Source organism: Streptomyces sp. NPDC059909 (genome assembly GCF_042730885.1).
Classification (GTDB): Bacteria; Actinomycetota; Actinomycetes; order Streptomycetales; family Streptomycetaceae; genus Streptomyces.
Window position 1 is genome coordinate 122,826 of the sequence record NZ_JBHWKX010000010.1, and the last position, 25,854, is coordinate 148,679.

Below are 25,854 nucleotides of genomic sequence, written 5' to 3' on the forward strand. Positions count from 1 at the left end.
ACAAAGGGGAAGGCTTCTTCGTTTCCTGGGACGGACCCCCCCCCCCCCCGCGGCGCGTACGGCGACGAACGGCACGCCGCCGGCCGGCCGCTCACACGAGCCGGCCGACGCCTCCCCATTCGATCCACTCGTCGGTCTGCTGCACGGGAGCGAGGTCGGTGTCCGGCCGCCAGGTGGACACCTCCACCAGACCCGGCTCCAGAATCTCCAGACCCCTGAGGTACTCGGTGACTTCGTGCTCCTCGCGAACCCGGCCCCAGTGACCGCCGGTGGCCTCCGCCATGAAGTCCGTGACGAACTTACGGATCTCGGGCCGATCGCTGACCAGCTGACAGACCACCAGGAAGCTGCCGGGTACGAGACGTTCGGCGACGCGCCGGACGAGGCCGGCCGGATCGGCCTCGTCCGGAATGCAATGCAGTACGGAGACGAACAGTGCGGCGACCGGACGGGTGAAGTCGATCAGCCGGCTCGTCTCCTCATGGCCGAAGATACCTTCGGTGTCCCGCATGTCGGCCTGGATGACAGCGGTGCGGTCGTTCTCCTCCAGCAGCGCCCGGCCGTGCGCCAGCACGATGGGGTCGTTGTCGACGTACACCACGCGCGAAGCCGGGTCGACGGCCTGGGCGACCTGGTGGACGTTGTTCTGCGTCGGCAGACCCGACCCGTGGTCGATGAACTGACGGATTCCGTAGTCGGCGGCCAGCGTGCGCACCACACGCTGCAGGAAGCGGCGGTTGTTGACGGCCAGCACCTTGGTGCTGGGCACCTGCTGCAGCAACTGCTCGCAGGCATCGCGGTCGGACTGGTAGTTGTCGTTGCCCCCCAGGAAGAAGTCGTACATGCGCGCCACACTGGGGATCTTGGTGTCGATGGCGTCCGGGCTCCACGACTCGCTCTGCATCCAGTCCTCAATCGCGTCAATGGGAATTCTGGTCGGGTAGGACGCACATGCTAGGGAGCACCGGGGAGGCGGTGCAGGCGGTTGGAACAGCACGCCTGCGGGAGGGCCTTCTTTCGGCCAACTGGCAAGGACAGCGGGCCAGGGAGCGGCCCCAGGGAAACCCGCGTGGCGCAGGAAAGACGCGAGTCCCCGGCCGTGGAACCCAGGGCCCATGTGGACCGTCGTGCAGTGTGTCGACGAACTGCACGTCCGGGCCCGGGCAGTGGGAGGAGCCACATCGCTGCCGAGTCCGCCGACCTCTCGGCAGATCCCGCACATGGACTCCAAGGACCACTCGTGCCCGGCAGTCCCCGGCGTCAGGCACGTGTCACGGACGCCAGTACAGCGCGGGGTCGGGGTGGTCGACGAAGCCGAGTGCACGGTAGAGCGGTTCGCCGTCGGGGGAGGCGTACAGATCCACCCGGGCGACGTCACGTTCCCGGAACCAGTCGAGCAGCCCCTGCATGATCGCGCGGCTGTGTCCGCGGCGTCGATGGGCCGGATCGGTGACCACCCCGATCACGTGTCCGATCCTGCCGTTGAGCAGGTGCGGGCCGGGCAGCCGTTGCTCGATGGTGCCGATGCCACAGGAGGCGAGAGCCTTGTCGCCGTCCACGACGAGGATCCGCACGCCGTCCGCTGTCAACTGCTCCTTCAGCACTGCGGCAAGGGCGTCCTGCCAGTCGCCGTCTGTGGATGAGGGGTTGAAGAAGTCGCCGCCGAGGGTCTCGAACAGCAACGTCCGCAGGCGCACGAGATCCGGGACGTCGTCCTCCATTGCCTTCCGCACACGCAACATGTAATGACCCTATGGCAGTTGCGTCACTTACGGAAGTGGGTTCGAAGGATGATGACTTTCTCATGATCGGCGGAACTGCAGGCCCGGAATCAGGGCCCGTTGCCGCGCCGCGCGTCGAGGGCTTCGCGTTCGTCGGCGCTGCACCGGCGGACCTCCATGTCGGTCGTTGCAACCTCGGCGGTACAGCGGGCACCTCAGAAGTGGTGCTCGACCTTCGTATCGCAGGTGTCGTGCACGAAAAGCGCCGTGCCGGTGCAGATCCCCCGGACGCCCCACCGTGCGAGGGCGACGACGACCGGGAACCGCGTGTGGTGGCGGAACATCAAGTGGCGAGAGCTAGCATCACGCCAACAGGGACGCAGGAGGCACCGGCATGCTGCTCGACGGCAAGGTGGCGATGATCTTCGGCGCCGGCGGGGCCGTCGGTGGGGCGGTCGCCCGCCGTTTCGCCGCCGAGGGTGCCGTCGTCCACCTCAGTGGCCGGACCGTCGCCGGTGTCGAGGCGGTCGCCGAGGACATCAACGCCGCCGGCGGGGTGGCGTATGCCGCCCGGGTCGACGCGTCCGTCGAGGCGGAGGTGGCCGACCATGTCGCCGACGTCGCCCAGCGCTCGGGCGGTATCGACGTCGTACTCAACGCGGTCGGTGTGGACGCCGTGCAGGGGGTGGCGCTGTTGGACCTGCCGGTCGCCGACGTCCTGGCGCCGGTGTCGGCGTGGACCTCCTCCCAACTGATCACATCGGTCGCGGCCGCCCGCCACATGGTCCGGCGTGGACGCGGCACGGTCATCACGCTGTCCGCCTCGACCGCACGGCTGGCCGTCGCCGGCACCGGCGGGTTCGGCGTGGCATGCGCCGCGGTCGAGGCCCTCAGCCGCACGCTCGCCGCCGAACTCGGCGCGCAGGGCGTACGCGTCGTGTGCCTGCGCTCGCACCGTATCGACGACACCCTCGACGCGCACGATCTACCGATGCCGCTGGACGACTTCCGCGGCTTCCTCAAGGACATGACCGTCCTGAAGCGCCTGCCGACGCTCGCGGAGGTCGCCGGCGCGGCGGCGTTCGTGGCGTCGGACGACGCGGCCGCGATGTCCGCGACCGTGCTCAACCTGACAGCGGGCGCGAACGTCGACTGACGTCGGACAGAGGCGCAACGCTGCAGGGACGGCCGCTCTCAGGCCGTGAAGGATCGGAGCAAGGCGCAGGGTCCTGGCTTCGGCGTCGGGTCATGGCCAGGCGTTTTGAGAGCTCTGGAACCGGCGCCTCTGTGTAGGAGGGGTCCAAGTCTCGGGCCTGGTGTGTGGAGGCAGGCCCCGCACTCCGTCCCCGCACCGCACTTCGCGGGGACGCAGCCGGGATTGCGGGACCTGCCGCTGGAGGGGCCGGTTCGGGGTCGGCCGGTTCTCGGTCGGTCAGACGGCAGTGGCGTTGATGGTGACGGGGATATTGCCGCGCGTGGCCTTCGAGTAGGGGCAGAGCTGGTGGGCGGCGTTGGCGAGCTCGGTGGCCTTGTCCTGGTCGACGCCGCCGAGTTCGAGGTTGAGGACGGCGGCGAGGGAGAACTCACCATCGTTGTGGTTGAGGGTGATCTCAGCGTTGATCTCGGTGCTGGTCAGCTTGACCTTGCGGTCGGCGGCGGCGCGACGGACGGCGCCGAGGAAGCAGGAGGCCCAGCCCGCGGCGAAAAGCTGCTCGGGGTTCGTGGCCGTGCCGGCCCCGCCGAGCTCCTTGGGGAGGGAAAGGGTGGTCTCCAGCAGGCGGTCGTCGGACTGTACGCGGCCACCGTTGCGGCCTTCACCGGTGACGTTCACAACGGCGGTGTAGCTGTTCGGCATTGCTTGTCCTTATAGGTAAGTCGGAACGTTACGAGTCTCGTAAGTCGAGAAAGCACCTCGGCGTGGGACCTCGGCGTGGGAACCTCGCTGGGTCACCTGTTCAGGAGGTGACTGGATACTCGCAGTCCGATCATCACCTGTCAAGATGGTGACGACGGGAACGGGGTGGGGGCAGTGAGCAAGCGGCCTGGGTGACGTACGGTCGGCCGCCGCGGGCTCCTCGTCCTCCCGTGTGGGGTCGCGGTCAGGCGGCGGCTGCGGTGCGACGCCGCATCAGGCGAGGGTGCAGGCCGAGCAGGAGCGCAGCGATGGCGGCCCACAGGGCGAGCGTGATCACAGGGCCCGCTGCGTGCGCGCCGTTGAAGTAGCTCAGGTCGGTGGTGGCGCGTACGGCAGCGCCCGGCGGCAGTAGTGCGGAGATGGCTCGGGCCGAGGCGGGCAGCAGATCGGCGCCAATGGTGGCGCCGCTGGTGGCGTTGCCGACGGTGAGGAGCAAAAGGGTGGCGACCGGGACTCCGACCGGGCCGATGTAGGTGCCGAGAAGTTTGGTGGTGAAGGCTGCCGCGGCTGCCAGGAGGGTGAGGGTGAGGATCAGCGGGGCGAGCGGGGCCGGGACCGCTTCCAGGACGGGGCCTGCGATGATCGCTGCGACGGTGCCGATGGCCACGGAGGCGCCGGCCAGCAGCCGGAACCGGTGACGCAGGTGCAGGACACCGGCCAGGCCGAGAGCGTTCGAGCCGAGGACGAAACCGGCCAGTGTCACGCCGAAGGCCATGTAGAACCCGGCCAGTCCCCGGGCGTCGAAGCGGGCCAGGGGGACGACGTCCTCGGTGGTGACGTGCTTGCCCGCACCGTGGGCGTAGGCGCTGACGAGGTTGTTCACGGCCGATGTCGTGGACGTGCCGGCCGCTCCTGCGATCTGCAGGTGCAGTCGGCCCGTGCTGTCGGTGCTGAGCGCGGCCACGACATCGTGGCGCTCCAGCGCGTGGCGCGCTGTCTCGGCGTCGGCGGCCGGCTGGACCTCGACGGCGTCGCCGAGAGCCTGGTGTATCTCGCCCGGCAGGTCCGGTCCGGTGACGGCGATGGGGACCTGATGGGGCTGGGGGTCGCGCTGCAGGCCGACGTAGCAGCCGATGAAGGCCGCGACGACGATCAGGGCGATCAGAGTCGGCTGGAGCCAGGCCCTCACCGGCGGCCGGCGGTCGCCCTGGCTGAGCCTGGAGGATGGCTCGGCCGCGGCGGAGGGCGACTGCTCACGCACGGAAATGGATCCGGTCGGTGTTGTCATGGCGAGGCTTTCTGATCGGGATATGACGCACGAAGGGCCAAGAGGGGGCAGCACGCCGCCACCGGGAGATAAGAGCATATGCTCCTATCTGACAGGATGGCAAGGCTGGGTCCAGGGTTTGCCGCGGCTCCGGTCCTGTCGCTCCGCTGCTGGGGACGGATGTCCTTCCGTGTTTAGGAGCATATACTCTCATTGCTTCCGGGAAGTTCTGGAGGAGATCATGACCCCTGCGCCGACGAACCTCGCCGACACCTGCAACAACCTTGCACTGCGCAAAGCGGCCCGGTACCTCAGTGCGACGTACGACAAGGCCCTGGCCCCGGCCGGTCTTCGCATGACGCAGTTCAGCATCCTGCAGCACCTCGGCGCCCACGGAGAAATGACCATCACCGCCCTCGCCGACATGATTGCCATGGACCGCACGACGCTGGCCACGAACCTCAAGCCGCTCGCGCGGGAGGGCCTGGTGGCCGTCGAGCCATCGGCAGCCGACCGCCGCGCGCGGATCGTCACGATCACGCCGGACGGCCTCTCCCGGATGAAGGCGGCGCTACCGCTGTGGAAAGCCGTGCAAGCCCAGTTCGAGGAGGGCTTCGGAGTCGACAAGGCAGCCCAACTACGGGCATGCCTCGAAAGCGTCCTCCATGCCGGCTTCCAGCCATGGGCCGAGTAGGGCGGTTGCTGGTTGGGGCGACGGGCTGGGGCGGGGGAGTGGAGGGGCTCGCGGCCGAACCGGGGCTTACTCGCAGGCGGCACCAGACTCCGTTCGGCCGCGCGAACTGCGCAGTCACCCGCTGAGTAGGATCTCGAACGCGGTGTGAGGCATGCGTCTCCGCATGGACAGCATTGCTCGCGAAATCGTCGGCCCCGCGCACGGGATGGAGCAGGGTAATCGGGATGCTGGGCGGGTGAGGCGTGATGCACACTCCCCGGGTGATCGTTCTGCAGCCCGTCCTGGAGGTTCAGGCCCGCGACGGCTTCACCCTCTGGCCGGTTGCCGAGCTGAGGCCGTACAGCTTCCTGGCGCTCGGCGGCGCGCTCGGCCCGGCGGAGGTGGGCACGGCGGTTCTGTCCATCGCCGCATGCAACGACTTCGACCCCGATGACGACGACCGATCTGCGCGGCCTGCCGACCCACTGGGGGTGCTCCTGCACGGGCTGCTCACCAGGACTGTCCCCTTCGCGTCCGGGGGCCTGCGGATGGCTGACACCGCCACCGGCATCACCCTGCTGCCGGGTTGCTGCAACGGCTTGGAGGAGTGGCGCGACTGGGATGAGGTCGTCGACGGCGATGGTTGGGCTACCTTCGGTCATGACCCGTCCCCACTGGCCGAACGCCTCGGCAGCACGGTCCGATCGACCGTGGACGCTGAGCAGGACGGCAGTCCCGTGATCGAGCTGTCTGTCACCGAGCTGCGTCGTCTGCTCTCCGATGCGGAGCGTGACATGACCGACTTCATCCAGGTGGCCGGCGCCTGGGCGGCCCGGCACCTGCCCGATCACGCCGCTCCGGTCACCGCCGCCCTCGCGCGCGCCTTGGCCCTACCGGTGTCGGCCGCCGCACCGAAGTCGTAAGCGTGCTGACCAGTGATCGGACGCGGAGCGTCACCTTTGCGAGCGGCGGCCGCGGAGGATCTTGCGGCTCTTCATACGGACGAAGACGTGCTCGACGCGGGTGCGTACCTCGGTGGGGCGAGGTGTGCGGGTTCCTTCGGGCGATCGGGCGGCGCCGGGGCAAAGTCAGCGCCGGCGCGGCGGAACAGGCCTCGGTGTGGGTGCTGGGCGAAGGCTCGTGTCACAGGCACACGCGAACGAGCCACTCGTCGTAGTTGTACGCGTCTCTGTCCGGATCCGGCACCGTGGCCGCGTGCCCTTCGACCGTGTCCTCCAGGCGGATTCGCTTCGGCAGTCTGCCGAAGCGGGCGCGTCGTGCCGCCTCGGCGGCGCTCGAAGCAGTGTCCTTGTGCGACATGGGGTCGCTCCTTCGCTTGATCGAGCAGAAGTTAGGCGACGTTCGCTTGCCATACGTCACTACTTCAACTGGTGATGAAGGTTGCATATTTGTTCGTCACCTGTCAAGCTGGTGACATGGAACACGCCTTCCCTTGCGGCACACCGGCGCTCGACTTCGTAGGAACGCTGCGCGCACGGCGCCGCTCCGCGCCCCGGGAAATGCTCGGGTCGCCGGAGAGTCTCGACTCCTGGTTCCGCGAATGCGGAATCACCGACGAGGACGCGAACTGTCAGCCGTTCGACGTCGAGGCGGCGATTGCTCTTCGGGAGGCGATCTATGCGCTCGTCATTGCGCGGATGGCGGACGGGAGCTACGACGAGCATGCGCTCGCGCTCGTGAATCGTGCAGCACGCACGCCCTCCGTAACCCCGCAGCTCACCCCGGAGGGGCGACGGATCGAAGCCACCCCCGAGCAGGCGCTCTCCTGTGTGGCCCGGGATGCCATCGACATCGTGAGCGGACCGGAAGCGCGGCTGCTCAAGGAGTGCGCGAATCCCGAGTGCGCGCAGGTCTTCATCGATCGTTCACGTGGATCGCGCCGAGAGTGGTGTGCCATGGACCCGTGCGGCAACAAGATCAAGGCTGCGGCCTACCGCGCCCGCAAGCGCGCCGGCCAGGCGGTTTAAGGGGCCGGGCGCCCGCGGGAGAGGACGAGGTCGACGAGTTCGACCCTCGTGGCGGCGAGCCGGCCACGACCTCGTGCGCCCTTGGTCACCCAATCCCGCGCTGATCGACTTCGACTCCAAACCGGGTCGCCCCGGATCTCCGACTGGGTGAGCGCCGTAACACCGGTGCCCGGCCGCCCGTCGTCATCGATCCGATCGGCGTGCGCTGCGCTCGCGCGCCTGGGCGACTCGTGGCGGGGTCGCTGTCTATCGTGTCGTTGCCGCACTTTTGTGAGCGTTCAGCGGGCTATGAGCCGCGCGGCAACGAGCGGCAACCATCGGTGCGCCGGCGCGCCCTGTGGGCTCGGCGGTGCATCGCCTCGCCCTCGCTCGCCAGGCAGTCCACAAGCCGACATCCGATTGACGAGTGACAGGCAGGTGAGTCCGATGCGATCAGCGATCGGGGCAATCCGCAGTCGGGCGCCGGGTACGCCGGCTTGGCCGCAGCGCCGGTCGTCTCCGCGTACGTGAGCGGCTGGACGCGCGAAGGACTGGACGCCTGAGGGGGCGGCCCTGGGCCGTCACCCGCGAAGATTCTTCTGCCGTGCCGCGGGCGTCCACAGCCCTGACGCTTGGAGGTGCCCTGGCCTTGCGGACCTTCGCCTCGTCGTGCAACGACGCCCGCCTGTGTGCGGCGGCCTCGTTGAACCCGCCGCCGCCGCCGCCGCCGCCGACAGGACGGGACGAGGTCGCCGCGCCCAGTTCATTCGTCACCTACTTGAAGGTGACGCTCGGCAATGCCATGCTCGTCACCGGTCAAACAGGTGACTCGGTTCACCCGAAAATTCATGGAAGGCGATGACGACAATGGACCTGAAGCTCGAAGTCCTCGTACTGCCGGTCTCCGACGTCGACCGCGCCAAGCGCTTCTACGAGGGCCTGGGCTTCCGGCTGGATGTCGACTACTCCGGCCCCGACGACTTCCGGGTGGTGCACCTGACGCCCCCCGGATCACAGTGCTCGATCCTCTTCGGTGACGGCGTGACAACCGCCGCGCCGGGCTCGGTCCAGGGTCTGCATCTGATCGTCACCGACATCGAGGCGGCCCGAGCCGACCTCGTCGAGCGAGGCGTCGACGTGGGCGAGGTGTTCCACGACGCCGGCGGTGTCTTCCATCGCGCCGGGAAAGAGGGGCGGGTCGGCGGCCCCCAGCCGGAGCGCCAGAGCTACGGCTCGTTCGCCGCGTTCAGTGACCCGGACGGCAACGAGTGGGTGCTCCAGGAAGTGACGACCCGGCTTCCCGGACGGTGACCCGACGGCCGCCCTGCCCGTCGATCCGCCGTCACCGGGTGAGGCGGTAGCCCCCGCCACCCCCGTGACACAAGCCCGCCGAACCTGAAAGAGACGTAGGAGCAGTAGTGAACGACACCTCCCGCCCGTACGACGTCGTCGTCATCGGCGCGGGCCCCGTCGGCGAGAACGTGGCCGACAGGACCAGCGCCGCGGGGCTCAGCACGGTGATCGTGGAGAGCGAGCTGCTCGGTGGCGAGTGTTCGTTCTGGGCGTGCGAGCCCAGCAAGGCGCTGCTCCGGCCGGTTCTGGCACGCGCCGACGCGCGCCGCGTGCCGGGACTCAGGCAGGCGGTGGCCGGGCCGCTGGACGTGGCCGCGGTCCTTGCGCACCGCGACGACATCGTCAATCACTGGCAGGACGACGACCAGGTCGACTGGCTGAACTCGGTATCCGTCGACCTCGTACGCGGCCATGGCCGCCTCGACGGTCCCCGCCAGGTCGTGGTGAGCACCCCCGACGGCGGGACCGTACGACTCAGCGCCCGGCACGCTGTCGCCGTCTGCACCGGCACCGGTGCGGCGCTGCCCGACCTGCCGCATCTCGACGACGTTCGTCATTGGACCAGCCGTGAGGCCACCAGTGCCGATGCGGTGCCCGGTCGCCTCGCCGTGGTAGGCGGGGGCGTCGTGGCCGTCGAAATGGCCACCGCCTGGCGTGCGCTCGGCGCCGAGGTGACCATGCTGGTCCGGGGCAGCGGTCTGCTTCCGCGGATGGAGCCGTTCGCCGGGGAGATGGTCGCGGACGCGTTGCGCGAGGCGGGCGTCGACGTGCGCTTCGGGACCTCCGTCACGTCTGTGGCGCGGGAGGACGGGCCCGACGGCGAGGTGCGCATCACGCTGTCGGACGGCGAGCAACTGGCCGCCGACGAGATCCTGTTCGCGATCGGACGGGCGCCGCGTACCGGAGACATCGGCCTGGAGACCATCGGGCTCACCCCGGGCGACTGGCTGACCGTCGACGATACCTTCCGCGTCGGCGCCGCCGAGGACGGATGGCTCTACGCCGTCGGCGATGTCAATCACCGCGTCCTGATGACGCATCAGGGCAAGTACCAGGCCCGGATCGCGGGTGCCGTGATCGGAGCTCGCGTCAACGGCGAACCGGTCGACGAAAGCAGGTGGGGCGCACACGTCGCGACCGCCGACAGCGAGGCTGTGCCGCAGGTGGTCTTCACCGACCCCGAGGTCGCGTCCGTCGGCCTGACCGTGCGGGAGGCGGAACGGGCCGGGCGCCGGGTCAAGGTGGTGGACTACGACATCGGCCGCGTGGCCGGTGCGGTCCAGTACGCGGAGGGATATCGCGGGAAGGCCCGCATGGTGGTCGACCTGGACCGCGGTACCGTGGCCGGCGTCACCTTCGTCGGTCCCGGCGTCGGAGAGCTTCTGCACTCCGCAACCATTGCGGTCATCAGCGAGGTGCCCGTCGAACGGCTGTGGCACGCCGTCCCCGCTTTCCCGACGGTCAGCGAAGTCTGGCTGCGACTGCTCGAGACCCACCGCGGGTAGGCGAGGGCGGCAGGGCAGGAAGGGCAGCGGGACAGCAAGGGCAGCAGGGCGGGCCGGACTCGCCTCCGCGCCGGCTGCCGCGGCAGCCGGCCGAGTGGGCCGACAGGTGCCTAGGCGCGTCCTTCCAGGGCCTCCCGCACGACCCGCAGTATCTCGTCCGACACATGGTCGTCCGCAGTCGCCCGCGCCATGGCGAGGGCGCCCACCAAGGCGGCGAGATCCTCGATCGCGCGCCGCCGCCCTTCCTCCTGCCCCTGGCCGGAGGGTCCTCCGTGAGCCGTTCGAGGGTCTCGCGCACCCCTGGCCGCAACGGACTCTCGGCCGACGCGCGGGCGGCGTCGGCGGCGAGACCCGTGTTTGCCGTCACCACTTCCTCGCGGTGCTTCGCCGCGTCGGCGCGTGACGCCCTGCTCAGCAGCGTGCTCCCTTCCTCCGGCCGTGCTCGTAGCACCCGGACGTCCCTTTACATCGTGCCAGTCATCCAATTCACGCTTTCCCGGCCACTTAGATTATGTTCATAATCCTCCAGGGCTGGAGGGCTTTCATGAGCACCTACCTGATCAACCACCTGCGCCCCGGGCGGCGTGCCGAACGAGGAGGGCTCGTCCTCCGTCGTTCCCGCGGTGGAAGTTCCCCTGCCCAGCGGGAATGGTGCGCCGGTCCGCGTTGTCGAAACACCCGGGGGTGAGTGAGGATGTGCGCCGATGTGTCGGCGCGGAGATGGGAGAAGGGCAGCATGCTGGAGACGGTGGGTCTTTCTGCTGCGGAGACCGACGTGTACCGCGCGCTCCTTGCTGCCGTCACGGCGGCGGCGCGGGAGGTGTCCGCCACGACGGGCCTGGAGGAGGCGACCACGCAGCGCCTGCTCGTCGCCCTGGAGGAGAAGGGCCTGGCCCGCGGTGTGGAGGGATCGCCGGGACGCTTCGCGGCCAACCCGCCCTATGTGACCCTTCTCCCGCGGCTCGAACGCCGCGCCGACGACCTCGACAAGGCCCGCGCCGCCGTCGCCGACCTCATGGAGACCTACCGCCGCAGCGCCTGGACCCGCGGTGCGGGCGAGGTGATCGAGCTGGTCACCGGCGCCGCGGCGCTGCGGCAGCGGCTTGAGCAGGTCCAGGAAGGCGCCCGCCACGAACTCCTGTGGTTCTGCAAGGCGCAGTACGTCGCGATGCCGTCGGGGACGAACCAGGCCGAGTTCGATGCCCTGGCCCGCGGAGTCGGCTACCGCGTCCTGTACGAGCAGGCGTTCTTCAACGACTCCGGCGCCGTGGACAACGTAGTCAGGGCCGTGCGGGATGGGGAGATCGCCCGCGCCGTGCCGACGCTGCCGCTGCGGATGGCGATCGCCGACCGTCGCCTGGCCATCTGCCCGCTCGCACCCGCCGGCCCGGCGGGCAACCCGCACGAAGTGACGGCGGCCGTCATTCGCGGCAGCAGCCTCGTGGAGGCGCTCGTCGCCCTCTTCGAGCGCTACTGGGAGGTCGGGGTGCCGCTGCGGGTGACCGAGGAGGGCCGGATCGGCGAGACCGGTCTGCGGGCCGACTCCGCCTCGCTCACTCCCGAGGACCAGCATCTGCTGTCGCTGATGGTCGCGGGCCTCACCGATGAATCGATCGCCGGGCAGCTCGGCGTCAGCAAGCGCACCGTCCAGCGGCGCATCCAGGGCATGATGAACCTCGCCGGCGTCGCGACCCGGATGCAGCTCGGCTGGCAGGCCGCGCGGCGCAACTGGATCTGACCGGGAGGACCTGACGGCGAACGTGCGAAGGTGCGGCCGGTGCTCCACCGGCCGCACCTCCTTCCGGACGGTGCCGCGATCCCCACCCCCACGCGGGTGATCGCGTCACCACACACCGTCCGGGTCCCTCGGCTAGCGCACGCCGAACGCGCGGACCACCGTCTGCTCGACCGCGTTGCCAGCGCCGTCCCAGGCCTCGACGCGCAGGGACACGAAGTCCGCGTGACGCATCAGGGCACGGTCCAGCCGCACCTCGTACGTGCCGTTCCCGCTCGGGGAGACGCGCACGGACGACCAGTGCGCACCGTCGTCCACCGACGCCCGGACGCGCATGCCCGTGATACGCGCACCCGTCCAGCCGTCCTGGTGACGCGCCGTCACCATCAGCGTGGGCGACGACGAACCGTCCACCTGGTTGAGGGTGTTCACCGGGACGTCGTAGTCGAGCAGCACCAGCGGCAGCAGCGCCTCCTGGCCGGCCGCAGGCGGGGCGGACCGGAAGGACCACGACGTGTCGGTCCTCGTCGAGAAGGTCCAGGCGGGCGAGTTCCGGGCCGTCTCCAGGTGCAGCCGGTAGGAGCCCTCGCCCGGCGCGGCCGGGAAGTTGCCCCACGGCCTGGACTGGTCCGCGACCTGCGTGCCGTCGCGGTACAGGCGGGTGCGCACCTGATCGGTCGGGTCGTCACCGGCGAAGCCGTAGTGCCGCCCGTCGCCGTCGGTCACCTCCGCGAGCCGCACGGCGAAGGTGTCGCCGTTGCGGACCGAGCGGAAGCCGGGGTTCCCGACCGGTGCGGTCGGGCGGACCACCGACCCGTACCAGTCCTCGCTCAGCTGCTGACCGGCGGTGTACTGGTGCACACCGCCCGTCATCCCGCCACTGAGGGAGAACATGGTGTTCCACGGGGACGTGTGCGTGACCCTTTCCTGCCACAGCGTGTCGCCTGCGGTGACCGTCTCGACCCGGGTGGACGCGAGCTTCACGAAGGACTGGTGGTCCAGCACGAACGACGTCCCCTGCCAAGGGCGCCAGGCGAAACGCTGCTCGCTGGACCACGCCTCGGCTCCGGGGCGGTGATAGCGGGACTCCACCGTCGCCGTTGCGGACGTGTCCACAGCGTAGGACAGTCGGTTCCGCACGGCGTCCTTCTCGACCAGCACCAGGTCGTAGAGATAAGGGCTGGACGAGGTGCCCGAGAGCTCGAGCGTCACCGTCGGCCGGCCCTTCAGCCATGCCACGAGCGCCTCACCCTGCTCCTGCGGCACGTGCATGGTGATCATCGGGTCGCGTTCGCCCGTCGGGTTCCACGGCTTCCACACCGGCCCCGCGAACTCGTTGATGATCAGCAGTGCCGCGGCCCCGGTCTTCGCCACGGCCGCCACCTGGTCGGGGAACCCCCCGGAGGTGCGCATCAGCACGGCCTTGCCGCGCAGGTCCTTGCCGGGCAGCGACTCCGGGTCGGCGAAGACGACCGGGAGTTTGCGTGTGCCGTCCACGGCGGGGGAGTTGTTGAACAGCACGGGGTTAAGCTCGGGGGCCTCGGACCCCTGTATCCGGGCCGTCAGCCGGGGCGCGACCATCCGCCACCGGGAGTAGAACTCGAAGCTTCCCTTCGCGGGCTTGGTGGTCGGCGTGGCGAACACCGTGCGGACCGAGTCGAAATCGATGGTCGTACTGGCGATCTTCCGGGACCCGAAGGCCCGGTACGCGCCGAAGTGGATCATCCCCTGCTGCTCGGTCGCCTTGGGCGTACGGACCTGGATGGGCTTCGCCGTACGGGCGTCGAAGGTCAGCTCCATGTCGGAGTCGAGCTTCAGCTCGGGTCGCATCACGTTGGTGAGCTGCCAGCCCTTGACGTCGTCCCCCGGCACCAGGGCCTTGAGGAAGTACGTGTCCTCGGGGAGCGTCACCCGGGCCATGCCCTTCATCCACGGAGCGATGAAGCCCAGCACGTCGTAGCGCTGGTCGGAGCCGTACATCTCCAGCGCCGGCACGACAGCGGGGCGCCCTTCGCGGTCGACGAAGTGCATCGTCAGCGTGCGCATGATGCCCCGGACCGTCGTGGCGACGGTGGTGTGCACGGCGGCCGTACCGTCATCCGGCACCGCCGTCAGATAGCCGGACCAGCGGCCCTTGGCCGTGTCCGCCGTACGCGCCGAAACCGGGACCCGCACGGTCTCGCCCGCGGCGACGGTGACCGACGACGAGCCGGCCGTGAAGACGCCGGCGGGCGCCGGCGAGCCGTCGGCGTCCTTCATCTCCAGCGACAGCGCCAGCCGGACCGGCTGCGTGGAGACGTTGGTGTACGCGACGTCCTTCGTCGCACTGTCGCCATCGGGTCCGAGCACGCCGAGGTCCACGTTCCCGGAGGCGACGACGCTGCGTCCGAACGCCGCGGCCACGTCCATCCGGCCGCCGCCCTGCTCGTCCACGCCCTGACCCGCGACCACCTTCGCCGAGCCGACGAGCGCGTTCTTGACGGCCTGGGGAGTCCAGTCCGGGTGGCGCTGCACCAGCAGCGCGGCCGCGCCGGCGACATGCGGGGTGGCCATCGATGTCCCGGACGCGGCGGTGTAGAGGTCGTTCTCCGGGTTCCCCATCGCCGTGCCCGCCGCTCGCGCCGCGAGGATGCCGACGCCCGGCGCCGTCAGATCGGGCTTGACCGCGTCGTTCGCACCGACGGGGCCGCGGCTGGAGAAGTCGGCGAGCGAGTCGTCCCGGTCGACGGCGCCGACGGTCAGGGCGCTCGGGGCCGTGCCCGGCGAGCCGACCGTCTGCGTGCCGGGACCCTCGTTGCCCGCCGCGACGACGAACAGGGCTCCGGTCTCCGCCGTCAGCTCCTCCACCGCGGTGACCAGCGGATCGTCGTCCGCCGCCGGACCGCCGAGGCTCATGTTGACGACCCGGGCGCCCGAGTGGGCCGCCCACTCCATGCCGGCCAGGACGTCGGAGTACGAACCGGAACCGGAGTCGTCCAGCACCTTGCCGATGACCAGCTCGGCGTCGGGCGCGACGCCCTTGCGGGTGCCGTTCGCCGCGGCGCCCGACCCCGCGATCGTCGCCGCCACGTGCGTTCCGTGGCCGACGAGGTCGCGGGTGCTGTCGCTCGCGCTGAAGTTGCGCGTCTCGCCCAGCCGGCCCGCGAGATCGGGGTGGGTGGCGTCGACGCCGGTGTCCAGCACCGCGACCTTGACGCCCTTGCCGGTCACCCCGGTCTTCCAGACCTCCGGGGCGCCCACCTGCGGCACGCTGCGGTCCAGCGAGACGCGCACCCGCCGGTCGAGCCAGATCTTCTTGAGGCCACCGGCCAGGCTCGGTGCGGTCGGGACGGTCTGCGCCTCCTGCGCGACGCGGGCACCCGCGCTCCGCGAGGCCTTGTCCGCAGCGCCGCTGACGGTGTCCCAGAAGTGGTCCAGCTCGCCCTTCGCGGCGTCGACCGCCATGCCGTCGACGCTGTTGAGCACCCGTCGGCGCTCCACGCCCGCCGGGGCCTGACGCGCGGACGGACGGGCCGACGCGCTGTAACGCAGCAGCAGCGGCAGCTTCTTGGTGTGGGAGTCGTCGTAGCCCTGCTCGATCAGGCCCGTGACGTCGAAGAGCGCGGCGTCCAACTGCCCGGACGAGACGTACGGGACGGCGCGGAGCGGCGTGACGTGGATCCGGCCGTCGATCTCACGGGTGCTGAAGCCGCCGCCCTCCCGTCCATGGGCCGGATGGACACTGGCCACCTGGCGGCCGTCCGCGTAGCGGCTCACCGTGACACGGTCTCCCGTGATCAGCGTGACCGTGTGGACGGACGGTCGCGATGCACCCGAGGCTTTGACCGGTTCGGGCTGCTGGGCGACGCCGGGTACGGCCATGCCCACCAGGACGGCCGCGAAGGAGGCGACGGCCACCGAGCGGTGGAGCGGTGCGGAGGTCACCGGCCGCCACCGTCTGTTCGATGATCTCATGGAGCGAAAGCGTGGCGCCGACGGCGCGGCCCGTCAGCACCTGCGCCTGTCCAGCCTGCGCCAAGTCACCTTTACGACACGCCCATTGATCGCCGGTCCAGGAGGCGAACGGCGCGCGACGGCGTCGCCCCGTCGGCCCGGCCGTGCCGGTGCGGTCGCGGGGGTGAAGAGGTCATGCCTCCTCGGGCACCGCTTCTGCGGCCTGCTCAGCCGGATCGTCGGGGGCGCGGCCGGTTCGCGCAGGGCGGCGCGGCTCCGCGCCGCCCCAGGGGATGCCAGGACGATACGGAGCCGCGCCCGTTGCCGCGTCCGGCTCAGGCCACCGGCTGTGCCGGGGCGATCACCCGGCCGGCGTCACCGCCACGGACCCTGTCCAGGACACCGGCGTTCACCTCGTGCGGCACGCCGAGCGGCACCGCGCTGACCTCGGACAGCCGCGTGAACTGCTCCGGGGTGAGTGCGACGTCGAGGGCGCCGAGGTAGTCGTCGAGCTGGGCGACGTTGCGCGGCCCGATGATGGGGACGAACGAGGTCGCGGCGCGGGCGGCGCGCTCGCGGACCCAGGCCACCGAGACCTGTGCCGGAGTCGCGCCGGTCTCCTTCGCGATCGCCAGGACGGTGTCGACGACCGCGGTCTTCCGCTCGTCGGACTCGGTGTGCACGAGCGTCTTCAGGTCGCTGAGCCGGCCGGCGGCGCTGCCCCGGTACTTGCCGGTCAGCAGGCCGCCGCCGAGCGGGGACCACAGGGCGGCGCCCAGCCCGAGGCTCTCGGCCATCGGCAGCAGCTCGCGGTCGGCCGTGCGTTCCACGAGGCTGTACTCGATCTGGATGCCGGCGACCGGTGCCCAGTTCTTGAGGTCCGCCAGGGTGGCGGCCCGGGAGACGCGCCAGGCGGGGAAGTTGGACAGCGCGGCGTGCAGGATCTTGCCCGAGCTCACCAGGTCGTCGATGCCCCGCAGGATCTCCTCCATCGGGGTCAGGTCGTCGGGGAAGTGGATCCAGTACAGGTCGATGTAGTCGGTGCCGAGGCGCTCGAGGCTCGCCTCCAGCGAGTGGATCATGTTCTTCCGGCTGTTGCCGGTCTTGGAGATGTCCGGCTGCGGCGTGGCGGAGTTGGTGAACTTGCTCGCCAGGACGAAGTGGTCCCGGTCCGCGGCGAGGAACTGTCCCAGGAGCTTCTCCGACTCGCCGAACTGGTAGTTGTCCGCGGTGTCGACGAAGGTGCCACCGGCTTCGGCGAACGTGTCGAACATACGGCGCGACTCGTCCGGGTCGGCGCCGGCACCCCAGGCGGTGCCGAAGTTGCCGGTGCCGAGGGCGTACTCGGAGACACGCAGTCCCGTCCGCCGGCCGAAGGTCGTGTAACGCATCAGTACTCCTAGATCTTGCTGCTTCGCTGACGTTGCTGTTTCGCTTGGTGAGGGGATCCATGTCGTGGTCGTCGGCCTGGTGCGTCGTTGGGCCCTCCGAGTGGTCGTGGACGGGGCTTCCGGCGCCCGCCGCCGCCCGGTGGCGGTGGGGTGATGCCCAGCGCGGCGAGCGCGCTGAGGGCCACCACGCCGGCGGAGATCCACCAGGCCAGGGAGAACGCCTGGCGGTCCTTGGGGGACACGCCCGCTGCGAGGACGACGACCAGGCCGCTGACGCCGATCACCGCGCCGACCTGGCCGGCCATGGTGACGATCGCGCTGCCGGTGGCGGCCCTGTCCTTGGGGAGGCCGTCGGTGGCCGAGGAGATCATCGTCGGCAGCGCCAGTCCGACACCGACGCCGCCGGCCGGCCGGGCAGGACGTCCGTCGCGTAGTCCATGGTCCCTCCCGCGGCGAGGGGGGACCGGGCGCGCGAGTGGGGACAGGGGTGGGTGCCGCGGCCGCGGGCGAGCGGCCGGGGACCGCACCCAGGGTGATGGGGTCATGAAGGGGTCTCCAGCAGGTCATGGGGGGCGTGCCCGTCGAGGGCTCGAGTCGTGAGCGGCACGGAGCCTGCTCGGTCCGGCTCTTCCGGTGAGGGCATCGGCGGCCTCACCCACGGAGAAAACCGATCGGTGTACTTAAGCGGGACCGTAACAGGGATTTCCGCTTAAGTAAAACGATCGGTACCATTCACTGCATGACCGAGCCATCCCCCGTACGGCGGCGCCGCGGTCGCGGTGCCCGGGAGCGGATCCTCGAGACCGCGACCGAGCTGTTCACCGCCCAGGGCATCAACGCGACCGGTATGGAACAGCTGACGACGACCGCCGGGGTGTCCAAGCGCACGCTGTACCTGCACTTCGCCGGAAAGGACGATCTCGTCCACGCCTACCTGCAGCAACTGGGGGACGGGCTCCTGCCCCCCGAGATCTCCCCGGACCTCACCGCGTCGGACGCACGCGACCAACTGCTCGCCGTGTTCGAGTGGTCGCCGAAGGACCCGTCCGTCCCGCTGCGCGGATGCCCCTTCCTGAACGCCTCGGTGGAGGTCCCCGACCCCGACCACCCGGTCCACCGGCTGGCCGCCGCGCACAAGACCGAATTCGCCCGCCGCCTCACCGGCCTCGCCCGGCAGGCCGGCGCCCGCGACCCCGAAGCGCTCGGCGAACAGCTCGCCCTCGTCCACGACGGCGCCGTCGCCCGCAGCACCGCGCTCAACAACGCCGACGCCGGCCGCTGCGCCCGGGCCCTCGCTGTCCAGCTGGTCGACGCCGCCACGGCCTGACCTCGACAGGTGCCCCGCGAGGAGCCTGGCCGTATCCCCGGCGGGCCATGGCCGGGAAGGTCGCCGAGGGCTGGTCCGCCACCTCGGCCTTTCGGAGGCCGGACCCGGCACGCCCGCCGCGCCCATGCGGTGCACCCGCTCGCCGGGTGCAGATGGAGTACGCGCTGTGGGCCCGTGACCCGGAGGAGGAGATCCTGCCGGTGATCCGGGAGCCGGCCGACGGCTTCGTGCCGTGGGGCGCCCCTCGGCCACGGCTTCCTGGCCGGCGGCTTCTGCTGGAGGACGTGCCGGAGGGCTACCGCGCGATGGCCGGCCGTGAGGCACTGAAGGTGTTCATCCAGCCGTAGGCCCTGTCCGGCCGATCTTGCCGGGCCTGATCGACCGGACAGGGCCTGGGGGAGGCCGGCGCCGGGGACTCCTCCTGCGCGGCCATGTCGAGCAGGACCATCGCGTCGTCACCGTGCCGCGCCTCGCCCTGCTCGCCCGCAATCGCGCCACCGTCGTCGGACTCCGTGACGAACGCCGCGTCGACGACACCGTGCTGCGCCGGGTACAGGCCCAACTCGGCACCGAGGCGGTGCGCCTGTCCCGGCGCGACGGTCGACTGACCCCGCACGCGATCGTCGTCCGACGCCCGGGATGCATCCGACGCCCGGGACGGCACCGCCCGGGATGCACTCGACCGGGCGGTGCCGTCCCGGGCAACCGGGCGCGGCTGTCCTGATCACCTAGACTCGCCGGATGGCGAAGTATTTCGACGTGCACCCCGAGAATCCTCAGCGGCGCATCATCAGCAGCGTGGCCGACAGCATCCGGTCCGGAGGGCTCGTCGTGTACCCGACGGACTCCTGTTTCGCGCTGGGTTGCCAGCTGGGCAGCCGCGACGGCATCGACCGGATCCGGACCATCCGGAACCTCGACGATCGTCACCACTTCACGCTGGTGTGTCAGAACTTCGCGCAGCTGGGACAGTTCGTGTACGTCGACAACGACGTGTTCCGCGCGATCAAGGCGGCAACGCCCGGCAGTTACACCTTCATCCTCCCCGCGACGAAGGAAGTGCCCCGCCAGCTGCTGCACCCGAAGAAGAAGACCGTCGGCGTCAGGATTCCCGACCATGTGGTCGCCCAGGCCCTGGTCGCCGAGCTCGGCGAGCCGCTGCTCTCCAGCACCCTGCTGCTGCCCGGCGACGACGAGCCGATGACGCAGGGCTGGGAGATCAAGGACCGGCTCGAACACGTGGTGGACGTGGTGGTCGACTCGGGCGACTGCGGCACCGAGCCGACCACGGTCATCGACTTCTCCGGCGGCGAACCGGAGATCGTACGCCGGGGGGCGGGCGACACCACGCGGTTCGAGTAGCCGCGGCGGTTCGACGGCGGGAGGCTGGGTTTACGACGGCGTTGGGCGGGCACCCGGAGCATTCGTCCCGTTTTTCGCATGTCCCTGCCACACGGGAGGCGATTCGTCGTGCAGGCCGAAGACATGGCACGGAAGCCGCACCAGGACTCCGTGCGCCGGGTCGTCATCGCGGGAGGCGGGTTTGCCGGCCACCGGGCCGCGCGGACCCTCTCCCGGATGCTTGCCCGGGAACGGGTGGAGCGGGTGGAGATCGTCCTGCTCAACCCGACCGACTACTTTCTGTATCTGCCCCTGCTGCCTCAGGTGTCCGCCGGAATCCTGGAGCCACGAAGGGTGACCGTGTCGCTGGTGCACACCCTCCCTCGGGTGCGGCTCGTACTCGGCGAGGCGACACACGTCGATCTGCCGGGGCGCCGAGTGCACTACACGGACGCGGAGGGCCGCCGTGAGGAGCTGACGTACGACCGGCTCGTGCTCGCGGTCGGCAGCGTGAACAAGCTCCTGCCCGTGCCCGGCGTGAGCGAGTACGCCCACGGCTTCCGCGGGCTGCCCGAAGCGCTGTACCTGCGCGACCACATCATCCGGCAGACCGAACTGGCGGCGTCCGCGGGCGACCCGGGCGAGTGCGCGGCACAGTGCACGTTCGTGGTGGTGGGCGCGGGATACACGGGGACCGAGGTCGCCGCCCAGGGCAAATTGTTCACGGACGCGCTCCACGCCCAGATGGCCCGGCCGGCAGCGTCCCACGGCACGGTCTGGCGCTCACCGGCCACGCGACCGCGGTGGCTGCTTCTCGACGTCGCGCCCCGCGTGCTTCCCGGACTCGACCGACGGCTGTCCGAGACCGCTGACCGGGTACTGCGCAGCCGCGGCGTGGAGGTGCGCACCGGTACGTCCGTCAAGGAAGCCACTCCGGACGGAGTGCTGCTGGACGACGGCGAGTTCGTCGCCACCAGGACGCTGGTCTGGTGCGTCGGCGTGCGGCCCGATCCGCTCGTCGCCGAGCTCGGCCTGCCCGTCGAACGCGGCCGGCTGCGTGTCACGCCACGGCTCGATGTGCCGGGTCACCCCGAGGTGTTCGCCTGCGGGGACGCCGCCGCCGTGCCGGACCTGACCCGGCCCCTCGCCGCGAACGGCGACCACGGAGATCAGGGCCACGACGGCGGCGACGGCTTCGAACTGACCCCCATGACCGCGCAGCACGCCACCCGTCAGGGCGACGTCGCCGCCCGCAACGTCGCCGCGTCCCTCGGACACGGCGAGGCACGTCCGTACCGGCACCACGACCTGGGATTCGCCGTGGACCTCGGTGGCGTGCAGGCGGCGGCGAACCCGCTGGGCGTACCGCTGTCCGGGCCGCTCGCCGGTGCAGTCACCCGCGGCTACCACCTCGCGGCGATGCCGGGCAACCGCGTGCGGGTGGCGGCCGACTGGCTGCTCGACGCGGCACTGCCGCGCCAGGCCGTGCAGCTCGGTCTGGTCCGCTCCTGGTCCGTGCCGCTGGACACGGCCTCGCCCGAACTCGCCCGGACCCCGGGCCCGGCGCCCAAGGAGTGACATGCGATACGAAGAACTGGCGGAACTGGGACAGCAATTGCGGGTGGACTCGGTCCGTGCCGCCGACGCGGCGGGCTCGGGGCACCCGACGTCGTCCATGTCGGCCGCCGACCTCGCGGCCGTGCTGCTCGCCCACCACCTGCGCTATGACTTCGACGATCCCGGCAACCCCGCGAACGACCACCTCATCTTCTCCAAGGGACACGCGTCGCCGCTGCTGTACGCGCTGTACAAGGCCGCGGGCGCCATCGACGACGAGGAGCTGCTGACGTTCCGCCGGCTCGGCAGCCGTCTCGAAGGGCATCCCACGCCGACGCTGCCCTGGGTGGACGTCGCGACCGGCTCGCTCGGCCAGGGGCTGCCGGTCGGCGTCGGCATGGCGCTCGCCGGCAAGCGCCTCGACCGGATCCCGTACCGGGTGTGGGTGCTGTCCGGCGACAGCGAGATGGCCGAGGGATCGGTCTGGGAGGCCGTCGAGCACGCCGCGTTCGAGCAACTGGACCATCTGACGCTGGTCATCGACGTCAACAGGCTCGGGCAGCGCGGGCCCACCCGGCACGGCCACGATCTCGACGCGTACGCACGGCGTCTGCGGGCGTTCGGCTGGCACACGCTCGAGGTCGACGGCCACGACGTCGAGGCCGTGGACAAGGCGTTCACCGAGGCGGCCCAGGTGCAGGACCGGCCGACCGCGGTCATCGCGGCCACCTTCAAGGGCCGGGGCGTGGCCGCCGTGGAGGACCAGGAGGGCAAGCACGGCAAACCGCTGCCGGACGCGGACGCGGCGATCGAGGAGCTCGGCGGCCCCCGGTTCGTCCGGACCGAGGTGCAGTCACCGCCGACCGTGCGGGCACAGCGCGCCGAGGGCACGGGCCGGCTCGAGCTGCCGCGTTACGACACCGGCACGGAGGAGGCCACCCGCAACGCCTACGGGCACGCCCTCGCGGCGCTCGGCTCGGCACGCGGCGACGTGGTCGCGCTCGACGGCGAGGTCAGCGACTCCACCCGGACGGAGTACTTCAAGAAGGAACACCCGGACCGGTTCTTCGAGTGCTACATCGCCGAGCAGCAGCTCGTCGCCGCGGCGGTCGGCCTCCAGGCATGCGGCTGGGTCCCGTACGCGTCGAGCTTCGCCGCGTTCCTCACCCGGGCCCATGACTTCATCCGCATGGCGTCGGTGAGCCGGGCCGGGATCAATCTCGTGGGCTCGCACGCGGGCGTTTCGATCGGCCAGGACGGCCCTTCCCAGATGGGCCTGGAGGATCTGGCCATGTTCCGCGCCGTCCACGGGTCGACGGTCCTGTACCCGTGCGACGCCAACCAGACGGCACGGCTGGTCGCGGCCATGGCGGATCTGGACGGTGTGCGGTACCTGCGGACGACCCGCGGCGAGGCACCCGTCATCTACGGCCCCGACGAGGCGTTCCCGGTCGGCGGCAGCAAGGTGCTGCTCCGCAGCGACCACGACCGGGCGACGGTCGTGGCGGCCGGTATCACGGTCCACGAGGCGCTGCGCGCCGCGGACGCGCTCGCCGCGGACGGGATCCCGGTCCGGGTCGTCGACCTGTACTCGGTGAAGCCGGTGGACGTGGACACGCTCAACGACGCGGCCGGGGCGACGGGATGCATCCTCACGGTGGAGGACCACCATCCGGAGGGCGGCATCGGCGACGCCGTGGCGGACGCGTTCTCGGACGGCCGTCCCATGCCGCGGCTCGCCCGGCTGGCCGTGCGCAGCATGCCGGCATCGGCGACGCCGGGAGAGCAGTTGCACGCCTCCGGCATCGACGCCGAGGCGATCGCGGCGGCGGTGAAGCTGCTCGTGGAGAGGGTCGTGCACTGATGGACCCGCTGTACCCGCCCCGCCCGGCGGTGTCTACCGGACGACGGCTCGGGTAGTCGCGAGCCATGAGCACCACAACCGTGCGGGCCGGTCGCCGCACCGTCGAGGTCCACCGGCCCGAAAAGGTCCTGTTCCCCGCCGACGGCCTCACCAAGGCCGACCTCGTCGACTACTACCGTGCGATCGCACCGCACATGCTGCCGCACCTGCGCGGCCGGCCGCTCATGCTCGAGCGGCTCCCCGACGGCCTCGACGGGGCCGGCTTCATGCAGAAGGACACGCCCGACAGCTACCCCGACTGGGTGCACCGCGCCGAGGTGGCCAAGGAGGGCGGCACGGTCACGCACACGGTCTGCGACGACACGGCGACACTCGTCCACCTCGCCGACCAGGCGTGCATCACCCTGCACCGCTGGCTGTCGAAGGCCGACCGGCCGGACCTGCCGGACCGGATGGTCTTCGACCTGGATCCCCCGGAGGACGACTTCGAGCCGGTACGGGAGGCCGCCCGGCACCTCGGGGAACTGCTCGGGGAACTGAGGCTGCCGTCCGTGCTGCTGACGACCGGTTCGAAGGGCCTGCACGTCATCGTGCCGCTCAGCAGGCGCAGTTCGTTCGACGAGGTCCGGGACTTCGCGAAGGACACGGCCGAGTTGCTCGCCGCCGCCCATCCCGACCGGCTGACCACCGAGGTACGGAAGGCGGCGCGCGGCGACCGCCTCTACCTGGACGTTCAGCGCAACGGGTATGCGCAGACGGCCGTGGCGCCGTACTCCGTGCGGACACGCGCCGGCGCGCCGGTCGCCACGCCGATCGCCTGGGACCAGCTGGACGATCCGAAGGTCACGGCACGCCGGTGGAGCATCGCCGACGCGGCCGAACAGGCGGATGCGGACCCCTGGGAAGGGGTGCTGCGGCGGGGCAGGGAGCTGGGGCCCGCCAGGCGACGGCTTGACGCGATGCGGTGAGGCGGCCGCGACGGGTGGGCGCCGGGCACGGGTGCACGAGCGGACAGGAGGGGGACGCACCGGCGGGGCGGGCGTGACCGTGCCCCTCGAGGCCCTGTCGTGCGCATACGGTGATGCGTCGTGAATCGTGACACGAGCGCGCACAGGACGCGATCCGACAGGAAGACCCGGCTGACCGTCCTCGTCGCGCTGGCCGCGAATCTCGTCATCGCCGTCGCCAAGACCGTGGGGGGCCTCCTGGCGGCGTCCCCCGCGCTGCTGTCGGAGGCGGCGCACTCCGTCGCCGACAGCCTCAACGAGATCTTCCTGCTCGCCGCTCTGCGCCGCAGCCGCCGCCCCGCCGACCGCCGCCATCCCTTCGGCTACGGCAAGGAACGGTGGTTCTGGTCGCTGCTGGCCGCCGTCGGCATCTTCGTGATGGGCGGCTGCTTCTCGTTCTTCCAGGCGTTCGAGGCGTTGCGCGAGGGCGACAGGCCCGTCTCCCGGGAGCACTACGCCGCCGGGCTCGCGGTCCTCGGGGTCGCGCTGCTCGCAGAGGGAACGTCCCTGGTGCGCGCGCTCTACCAGTACCGCAAGCAGGGCGGCGCGGCACACGATCCCGCACATCGCACGGTGATCGCCGAGGACAGCACGGCCGTGGTCGGGGTGTTGTTCGCGATGGCGGGCATGGGGCTGCATCTGGCCACGGGGAGGGCGGTGTGGGAGGCGGCCGCCTCGCTGGCGATCGGTCTGCTCCTGGTGTACGTCGCCTACCGGCTGGGCCGCGAGTCACGCGATCTGCTCGTCGGCGCCGCCGTCGACCCCGCGATGCACGAGGCCATCCGCGCGATGCTGGACGACCAGGCGGAGATCGACAACGTGGCGGCCCTGCTGACGATGCGTCTGGGGCTCGACTCGGCGCTCGTCGCGGCCAGGATCGATCTGGCGCCGGGGCTGGACAGCGAGGAGGTCGAAGAGGTCTCCGAGCGGATCAAACGGGCTGTCGAGGACCGCTGGCCCGAGGCCGACCAGGTCTTCCTCGACCCCGAAGACCTCCTCCACCGCCCAGCACCTGGCCCAATCCTCCACCCGCACCAACGGTGCGGGCGCGGTCAGCCGGTTGGCCACCAGCGCCTCGATGACCTGCCCGTGCGTCACATGCGCACTCGCGCCACCGGGGCACACCGCATCGACGATCCCGGCCAGATCCAGCCGACGAGTGAACTCGGAAACGACAGGCAGAGCGCCCAGACGCTTCTCCACCACGGACGTCACCGCTACTTCAAAACGCTGACGCACAGACCGTGGCCGCGGGGACCGGGAAGACTTCGACACACCCCACCCAACGCCACACCCCGGCCCAGGGACACCCCTGGACCGGTCACACCATACGAATCAACGACCCGCGAAGTACGGGT

General features: G+C 70.7%; 24 protein-coding genes and 2 pseudogenes. 15 read left to right on the plus strand and 11 right to left on the minus strand.

Translation table 11 applies throughout. The features are described 5' to 3' along the window. Positions 1 to 91: 91 nt before the first annotated feature. From ACFV9O_RS10315 to ACFV9O_RS10325, 3 genes are all read right to left on the minus strand, one after another. A complete protein-coding gene (locus ACFV9O_RS10315) occupies positions 92 to 904 on the minus strand; it encodes an SAM-dependent methyltransferase (RefSeq protein WP_385414922.1) in 813 nt (270 codons plus the stop codon). Between the two features lie 367 nt (positions 905 to 1,271). Further along, positions 1,272 to 1,742 carry a GNAT family N-acetyltransferase gene (locus tag ACFV9O_RS10320; protein ID WP_385414924.1) on the minus strand — a complete coding sequence of 157 codons (471 nt, stop codon included), beginning with the start codon at positions 1,740 to 1,742 and terminating at the stop codon, positions 1,272 to 1,274. A 194-nt stretch (positions 1,743 to 1,936) separates the two neighbouring features. Beyond that, on the minus strand, positions 1,937 to 2,065 hold the full coding sequence (locus ACFV9O_RS10325) for a hypothetical protein (RefSeq protein ID WP_385414927.1): 129 nt from the start codon (positions 2,063 to 2,065) through the stop codon (positions 1,937 to 1,939). Between the two features lie 50 nt (positions 2,066 to 2,115). On the opposite strand from ACFV9O_RS10325, the gene ACFV9O_RS10330 reads away from it, so the two are divergent. After that, the gene (locus tag ACFV9O_RS10330) at positions 2,116 to 2,877 is read left to right on the plus strand and encodes an SDR family NAD(P)-dependent oxidoreductase (protein ID WP_385414930.1); all 762 of its coding nucleotides are present in this window, start codon (positions 2,116 to 2,118) and stop codon (positions 2,875 to 2,877) included. A gap of 276 nt (positions 2,878 to 3,153) precedes the next feature. On the opposite strand, the gene ACFV9O_RS10335 is transcribed toward ACFV9O_RS10330, so the two are convergent. Next, complete coding sequence (locus ACFV9O_RS10335; protein WP_385414933.1) at positions 3,154 to 3,576, minus strand: organic hydroperoxide resistance protein; 423 nt, start codon at positions 3,574 to 3,576, stop codon at positions 3,154 to 3,156. A 244-nt stretch (positions 3,577 to 3,820) separates the two neighbouring features. After that, entirely contained in the window at positions 3,821 to 4,864 is a 1,044-nt protein-coding gene (locus ACFV9O_RS10340) for a hypothetical protein (RefSeq protein WP_385414935.1), read from the minus strand. A 220-nt stretch (positions 4,865 to 5,084) separates the two neighbouring features. Between ACFV9O_RS10340 and ACFV9O_RS10345 the strand changes: the two genes are divergently transcribed. After that, on the plus strand, positions 5,085 to 5,537 hold the full coding sequence (locus ACFV9O_RS10345; protein WP_385414938.1) for a MarR family winged helix-turn-helix transcriptional regulator: 453 nt from the start codon (positions 5,085 to 5,087) through the stop codon (positions 5,535 to 5,537). 260 nt (positions 5,538 to 5,797) lie between these two features. After that, entirely contained in the window at positions 5,798 to 6,439 is a 642-nt protein-coding gene (locus ACFV9O_RS10350; RefSeq protein WP_385414940.1) for a hypothetical protein, read from the plus strand. 220 nt (positions 6,440 to 6,659) lie between these two features. On the opposite strand, the gene ACFV9O_RS10355 is transcribed toward ACFV9O_RS10350, so the two are convergent. Next, on the minus strand, positions 6,660 to 6,836 hold the full coding sequence (locus ACFV9O_RS10355) for a hypothetical protein (protein WP_385414943.1): 177 nt from the start codon (positions 6,834 to 6,836) through the stop codon (positions 6,660 to 6,662). Between the two features lie 116 nt (positions 6,837 to 6,952). On the opposite strand from ACFV9O_RS10355, the gene ACFV9O_RS10360 reads away from it, so the two are divergent. The 5 genes from ACFV9O_RS10360 to ACFV9O_RS10380 all read left to right on the plus strand — a co-directional run bounded on the left by ACFV9O_RS10360 (position 6,953) and on the right by ACFV9O_RS10380 (position 12,079). Then, positions 6,953 to 7,504: a CGNR zinc finger domain-containing protein gene (locus tag ACFV9O_RS10360; protein WP_385414946.1), complete on the plus strand. Its 552-nt coding sequence runs from the start codon at positions 6,953 to 6,955 to the stop codon at positions 7,502 to 7,504. A gap of 628 nt (positions 7,505 to 8,132) precedes the next feature. After that, positions 8,133 to 8,345: a hypothetical protein gene (locus ACFV9O_RS10365; protein WP_385414949.1), complete on the plus strand. Its 213-nt coding sequence runs from the start codon at positions 8,133 to 8,135 to the stop codon at positions 8,343 to 8,345. 5 nt (positions 8,346 to 8,350) lie between these two features. Further along, positions 8,351 to 8,794: a VOC family protein gene (locus tag ACFV9O_RS10370; protein WP_385414998.1), complete on the plus strand. Its 444-nt coding sequence runs from the start codon at positions 8,351 to 8,353 to the stop codon at positions 8,792 to 8,794. A gap of 107 nt (positions 8,795 to 8,901) precedes the next feature. Continuing rightward, on the plus strand, positions 8,902 to 10,341 hold the full coding sequence (locus ACFV9O_RS10375) for a dihydrolipoyl dehydrogenase family protein (RefSeq protein ID WP_385414952.1): 1,440 nt from the start codon (positions 8,902 to 8,904) through the stop codon (positions 10,339 to 10,341). Positions 10,342 to 11,077: 736 nt separating this feature from the next. After that, positions 11,078 to 12,079: a helix-turn-helix domain-containing protein gene (locus ACFV9O_RS10380; RefSeq protein ID WP_385414955.1), complete on the plus strand. Its 1,002-nt coding sequence runs from the start codon at positions 11,078 to 11,080 to the stop codon at positions 12,077 to 12,079. Between the two features lie 132 nt (positions 12,080 to 12,211). Here the strand turns inward: ACFV9O_RS10380 and ACFV9O_RS10385 are convergent, their stop codons facing one another. The 3 genes from ACFV9O_RS10385 to ACFV9O_RS10395 all read right to left on the minus strand — a co-directional run bounded on the left by ACFV9O_RS10385 (position 12,212) and on the right by ACFV9O_RS10395 (position 17,945). Further along, the gene (locus ACFV9O_RS10385; protein WP_385414958.1) at positions 12,212 to 16,000 is read right to left on the minus strand and encodes a S8 family serine peptidase; all 3,789 of its coding nucleotides are present in this window, start codon (positions 15,998 to 16,000) and stop codon (positions 12,212 to 12,214) included. Between the two features lie 344 nt (positions 16,001 to 16,344). Next, positions 16,345 to 17,400 carry an aldo/keto reductase gene (locus ACFV9O_RS10390; protein WP_385414960.1) on the minus strand — a complete coding sequence of 352 codons (1,056 nt, stop codon included), beginning with the start codon at positions 17,398 to 17,400 and terminating at the stop codon, positions 16,345 to 16,347. Between the two features lie 8 nt (positions 17,401 to 17,408). Further along, positions 17,409 to 17,945, minus strand: a complete 537-nt coding sequence (locus ACFV9O_RS10395; protein ID WP_385414963.1) for an MFS transporter — start codon at positions 17,943 to 17,945, stop codon at positions 17,409 to 17,411. A 194-nt stretch (positions 17,946 to 18,139) separates the two neighbouring features. On the opposite strand from ACFV9O_RS10395, the gene ACFV9O_RS10400 reads away from it, so the two are divergent. Next, on the plus strand, positions 18,140 to 18,727 hold the full coding sequence (locus tag ACFV9O_RS10400; RefSeq protein WP_385414966.1) for a TetR/AcrR family transcriptional regulator: 588 nt from the start codon (positions 18,140 to 18,142) through the stop codon (positions 18,725 to 18,727). Positions 18,728 to 18,873: 146 nt separating this feature from the next. Next, on the plus strand, positions 18,874 to 19,074 hold the full coding sequence (locus tag ACFV9O_RS10405; RefSeq protein ID WP_385414969.1) for a hypothetical protein: 201 nt from the start codon (positions 18,874 to 18,876) through the stop codon (positions 19,072 to 19,074). On the opposite strand, the gene ACFV9O_RS10410 is transcribed toward ACFV9O_RS10405, so the two are convergent. After that, a complete protein-coding gene (locus tag ACFV9O_RS10410) occupies positions 19,023 to 19,343 on the minus strand; it encodes a hypothetical protein (RefSeq protein WP_385414971.1) in 321 nt (106 codons plus the stop codon). The genes ACFV9O_RS10405 and ACFV9O_RS10410 overlap by 52 nt on opposite strands. A gap of 125 nt (positions 19,344 to 19,468) precedes the next feature. Here ACFV9O_RS10410 and ACFV9O_RS10415 point away from each other — a divergent pair, with 125 nt between their 5' ends. The 5 genes and pseudogenes from ACFV9O_RS10415 to ACFV9O_RS10435 form a co-directional block, all read left to right on the plus strand. Next, complete coding sequence (locus ACFV9O_RS10415; RefSeq protein ID WP_385414974.1) at positions 19,469 to 20,089, plus strand: L-threonylcarbamoyladenylate synthase; 621 nt, start codon at positions 19,469 to 19,471, stop codon at positions 20,087 to 20,089. A gap of 123 nt (positions 20,090 to 20,212) precedes the next feature. Further along, positions 20,213 to 21,646 carry an NAD(P)/FAD-dependent oxidoreductase gene (locus ACFV9O_RS10420; protein ID WP_385414977.1) on the plus strand — a complete coding sequence of 478 codons (1,434 nt, stop codon included), beginning with the start codon at positions 20,213 to 20,215 and terminating at the stop codon, positions 21,644 to 21,646. 1 nt (position 21,647) lies between these two features. Next, on the plus strand, positions 21,648 to 23,489 hold the full coding sequence (locus ACFV9O_RS10425) for a transketolase (RefSeq protein WP_385414980.1): 1,842 nt from the start codon (positions 21,648 to 21,650) through the stop codon (positions 23,487 to 23,489). A gap of 65 nt (positions 23,490 to 23,554) precedes the next feature. Beyond that, positions 23,555 to 24,457: a non-homologous end-joining DNA ligase gene (gene ligD, locus ACFV9O_RS10430; RefSeq protein ID WP_385414983.1), complete on the plus strand. Its 903-nt coding sequence runs from the start codon at positions 23,555 to 23,557 to the stop codon at positions 24,455 to 24,457. 120 nt (positions 24,458 to 24,577) lie between these two features. After that, a pseudogene (locus ACFV9O_RS10435) lies at positions 24,578 to 25,489 on the plus strand (cation diffusion facilitator family transporter); the annotation flags it as partial. Between the two features lie 45 nt (positions 25,490 to 25,534). On the opposite strand, the pseudogene ACFV9O_RS10440 reads toward ACFV9O_RS10435, so the two are convergent. Then, positions 25,535 to 25,771: pseudogene (locus ACFV9O_RS10440) on the minus strand (DUF4277 domain-containing protein); the annotation flags it as partial. Between the last annotated feature and the right edge of the window lie 83 nt (positions 25,772 to 25,854).

Coding starts and splice junctions, on each gene's coding strand:
- ACFV9O_RS10315 (WP_385414922.1), bottom strand. CDS start 904: ATGCAGAGCGAGTCGTGGAGCCCGGACGCCATCGACACCAAGATCCCC.
- ACFV9O_RS10320 (WP_385414924.1), bottom strand. CDS start 1,742: ATGTTGCGTGTGCGGAAGGCAATGGAGGACGACGTCCCGGATCTCGTG.
- ACFV9O_RS10325 (WP_385414927.1), bottom strand. CDS start 2,065: ATGTTCCGCCACCACACGCGGTTCCCGGTCGTCGTCGCCCTCGCACGG.
- ACFV9O_RS10330 (WP_385414930.1), top strand. CDS start 2,116: ATGCTGCTCGACGGCAAGGTGGCGATGATCTTCGGCGCCGGCGGGGCC.
- ACFV9O_RS10335 (WP_385414933.1), bottom strand. CDS start 3,576: ATGCCGAACAGCTACACCGCCGTTGTGAACGTCACCGGTGAAGGCCGC.
- ACFV9O_RS10340 (WP_385414935.1), bottom strand. CDS start 4,864: ATGACAACACCGACCGGATCCATTTCCGTGCGTGAGCAGTCGCCCTCC.
- ACFV9O_RS10345 (WP_385414938.1), top strand. CDS start 5,085: ATGACCCCTGCGCCGACGAACCTCGCCGACACCTGCAACAACCTTGCA.
- ACFV9O_RS10355 (WP_385414943.1), bottom strand. CDS start 6,836: ATGTCGCACAAGGACACTGCTTCGAGCGCCGCCGAGGCGGCACGACGC.
- ACFV9O_RS10360 (WP_385414946.1), top strand. CDS start 6,953: ATGGAACACGCCTTCCCTTGCGGCACACCGGCGCTCGACTTCGTAGGA.
- ACFV9O_RS10370 (WP_385414998.1), top strand. CDS start 8,351: ATGGACCTGAAGCTCGAAGTCCTCGTACTGCCGGTCTCCGACGTCGAC.
- ACFV9O_RS10380 (WP_385414955.1), top strand. CDS start 11,078: ATGCTGGAGACGGTGGGTCTTTCTGCTGCGGAGACCGACGTGTACCGC.
- ACFV9O_RS10390 (WP_385414960.1), bottom strand. CDS start 17,400: ATGCGTTACACGACCTTCGGCCGGCGGACGGGACTGCGTGTCTCCGAG.
- ACFV9O_RS10395 (WP_385414963.1), bottom strand. CDS start 17,945: ATGACCCCATCACCCTGGGTGCGGTCCCCGGCCGCTCGCCCGCGGCCG.
- ACFV9O_RS10400 (WP_385414966.1), top strand. CDS start 18,140: ATGACCGAGCCATCCCCCGTACGGCGGCGCCGCGGTCGCGGTGCCCGG.
- ACFV9O_RS10415 (WP_385414974.1), top strand. CDS start 19,469: ATGGCGAAGTATTTCGACGTGCACCCCGAGAATCCTCAGCGGCGCATC.
- ACFV9O_RS10420 (WP_385414977.1), top strand. CDS start 20,213: ATGGCACGGAAGCCGCACCAGGACTCCGTGCGCCGGGTCGTCATCGCG.
- ACFV9O_RS10425 (WP_385414980.1), top strand. CDS start 21,648: ATGCGATACGAAGAACTGGCGGAACTGGGACAGCAATTGCGGGTGGAC.
- ligD (WP_385414983.1), top strand. CDS start 23,555: ATGAGCACCACAACCGTGCGGGCCGGTCGCCGCACCGTCGAGGTCCAC.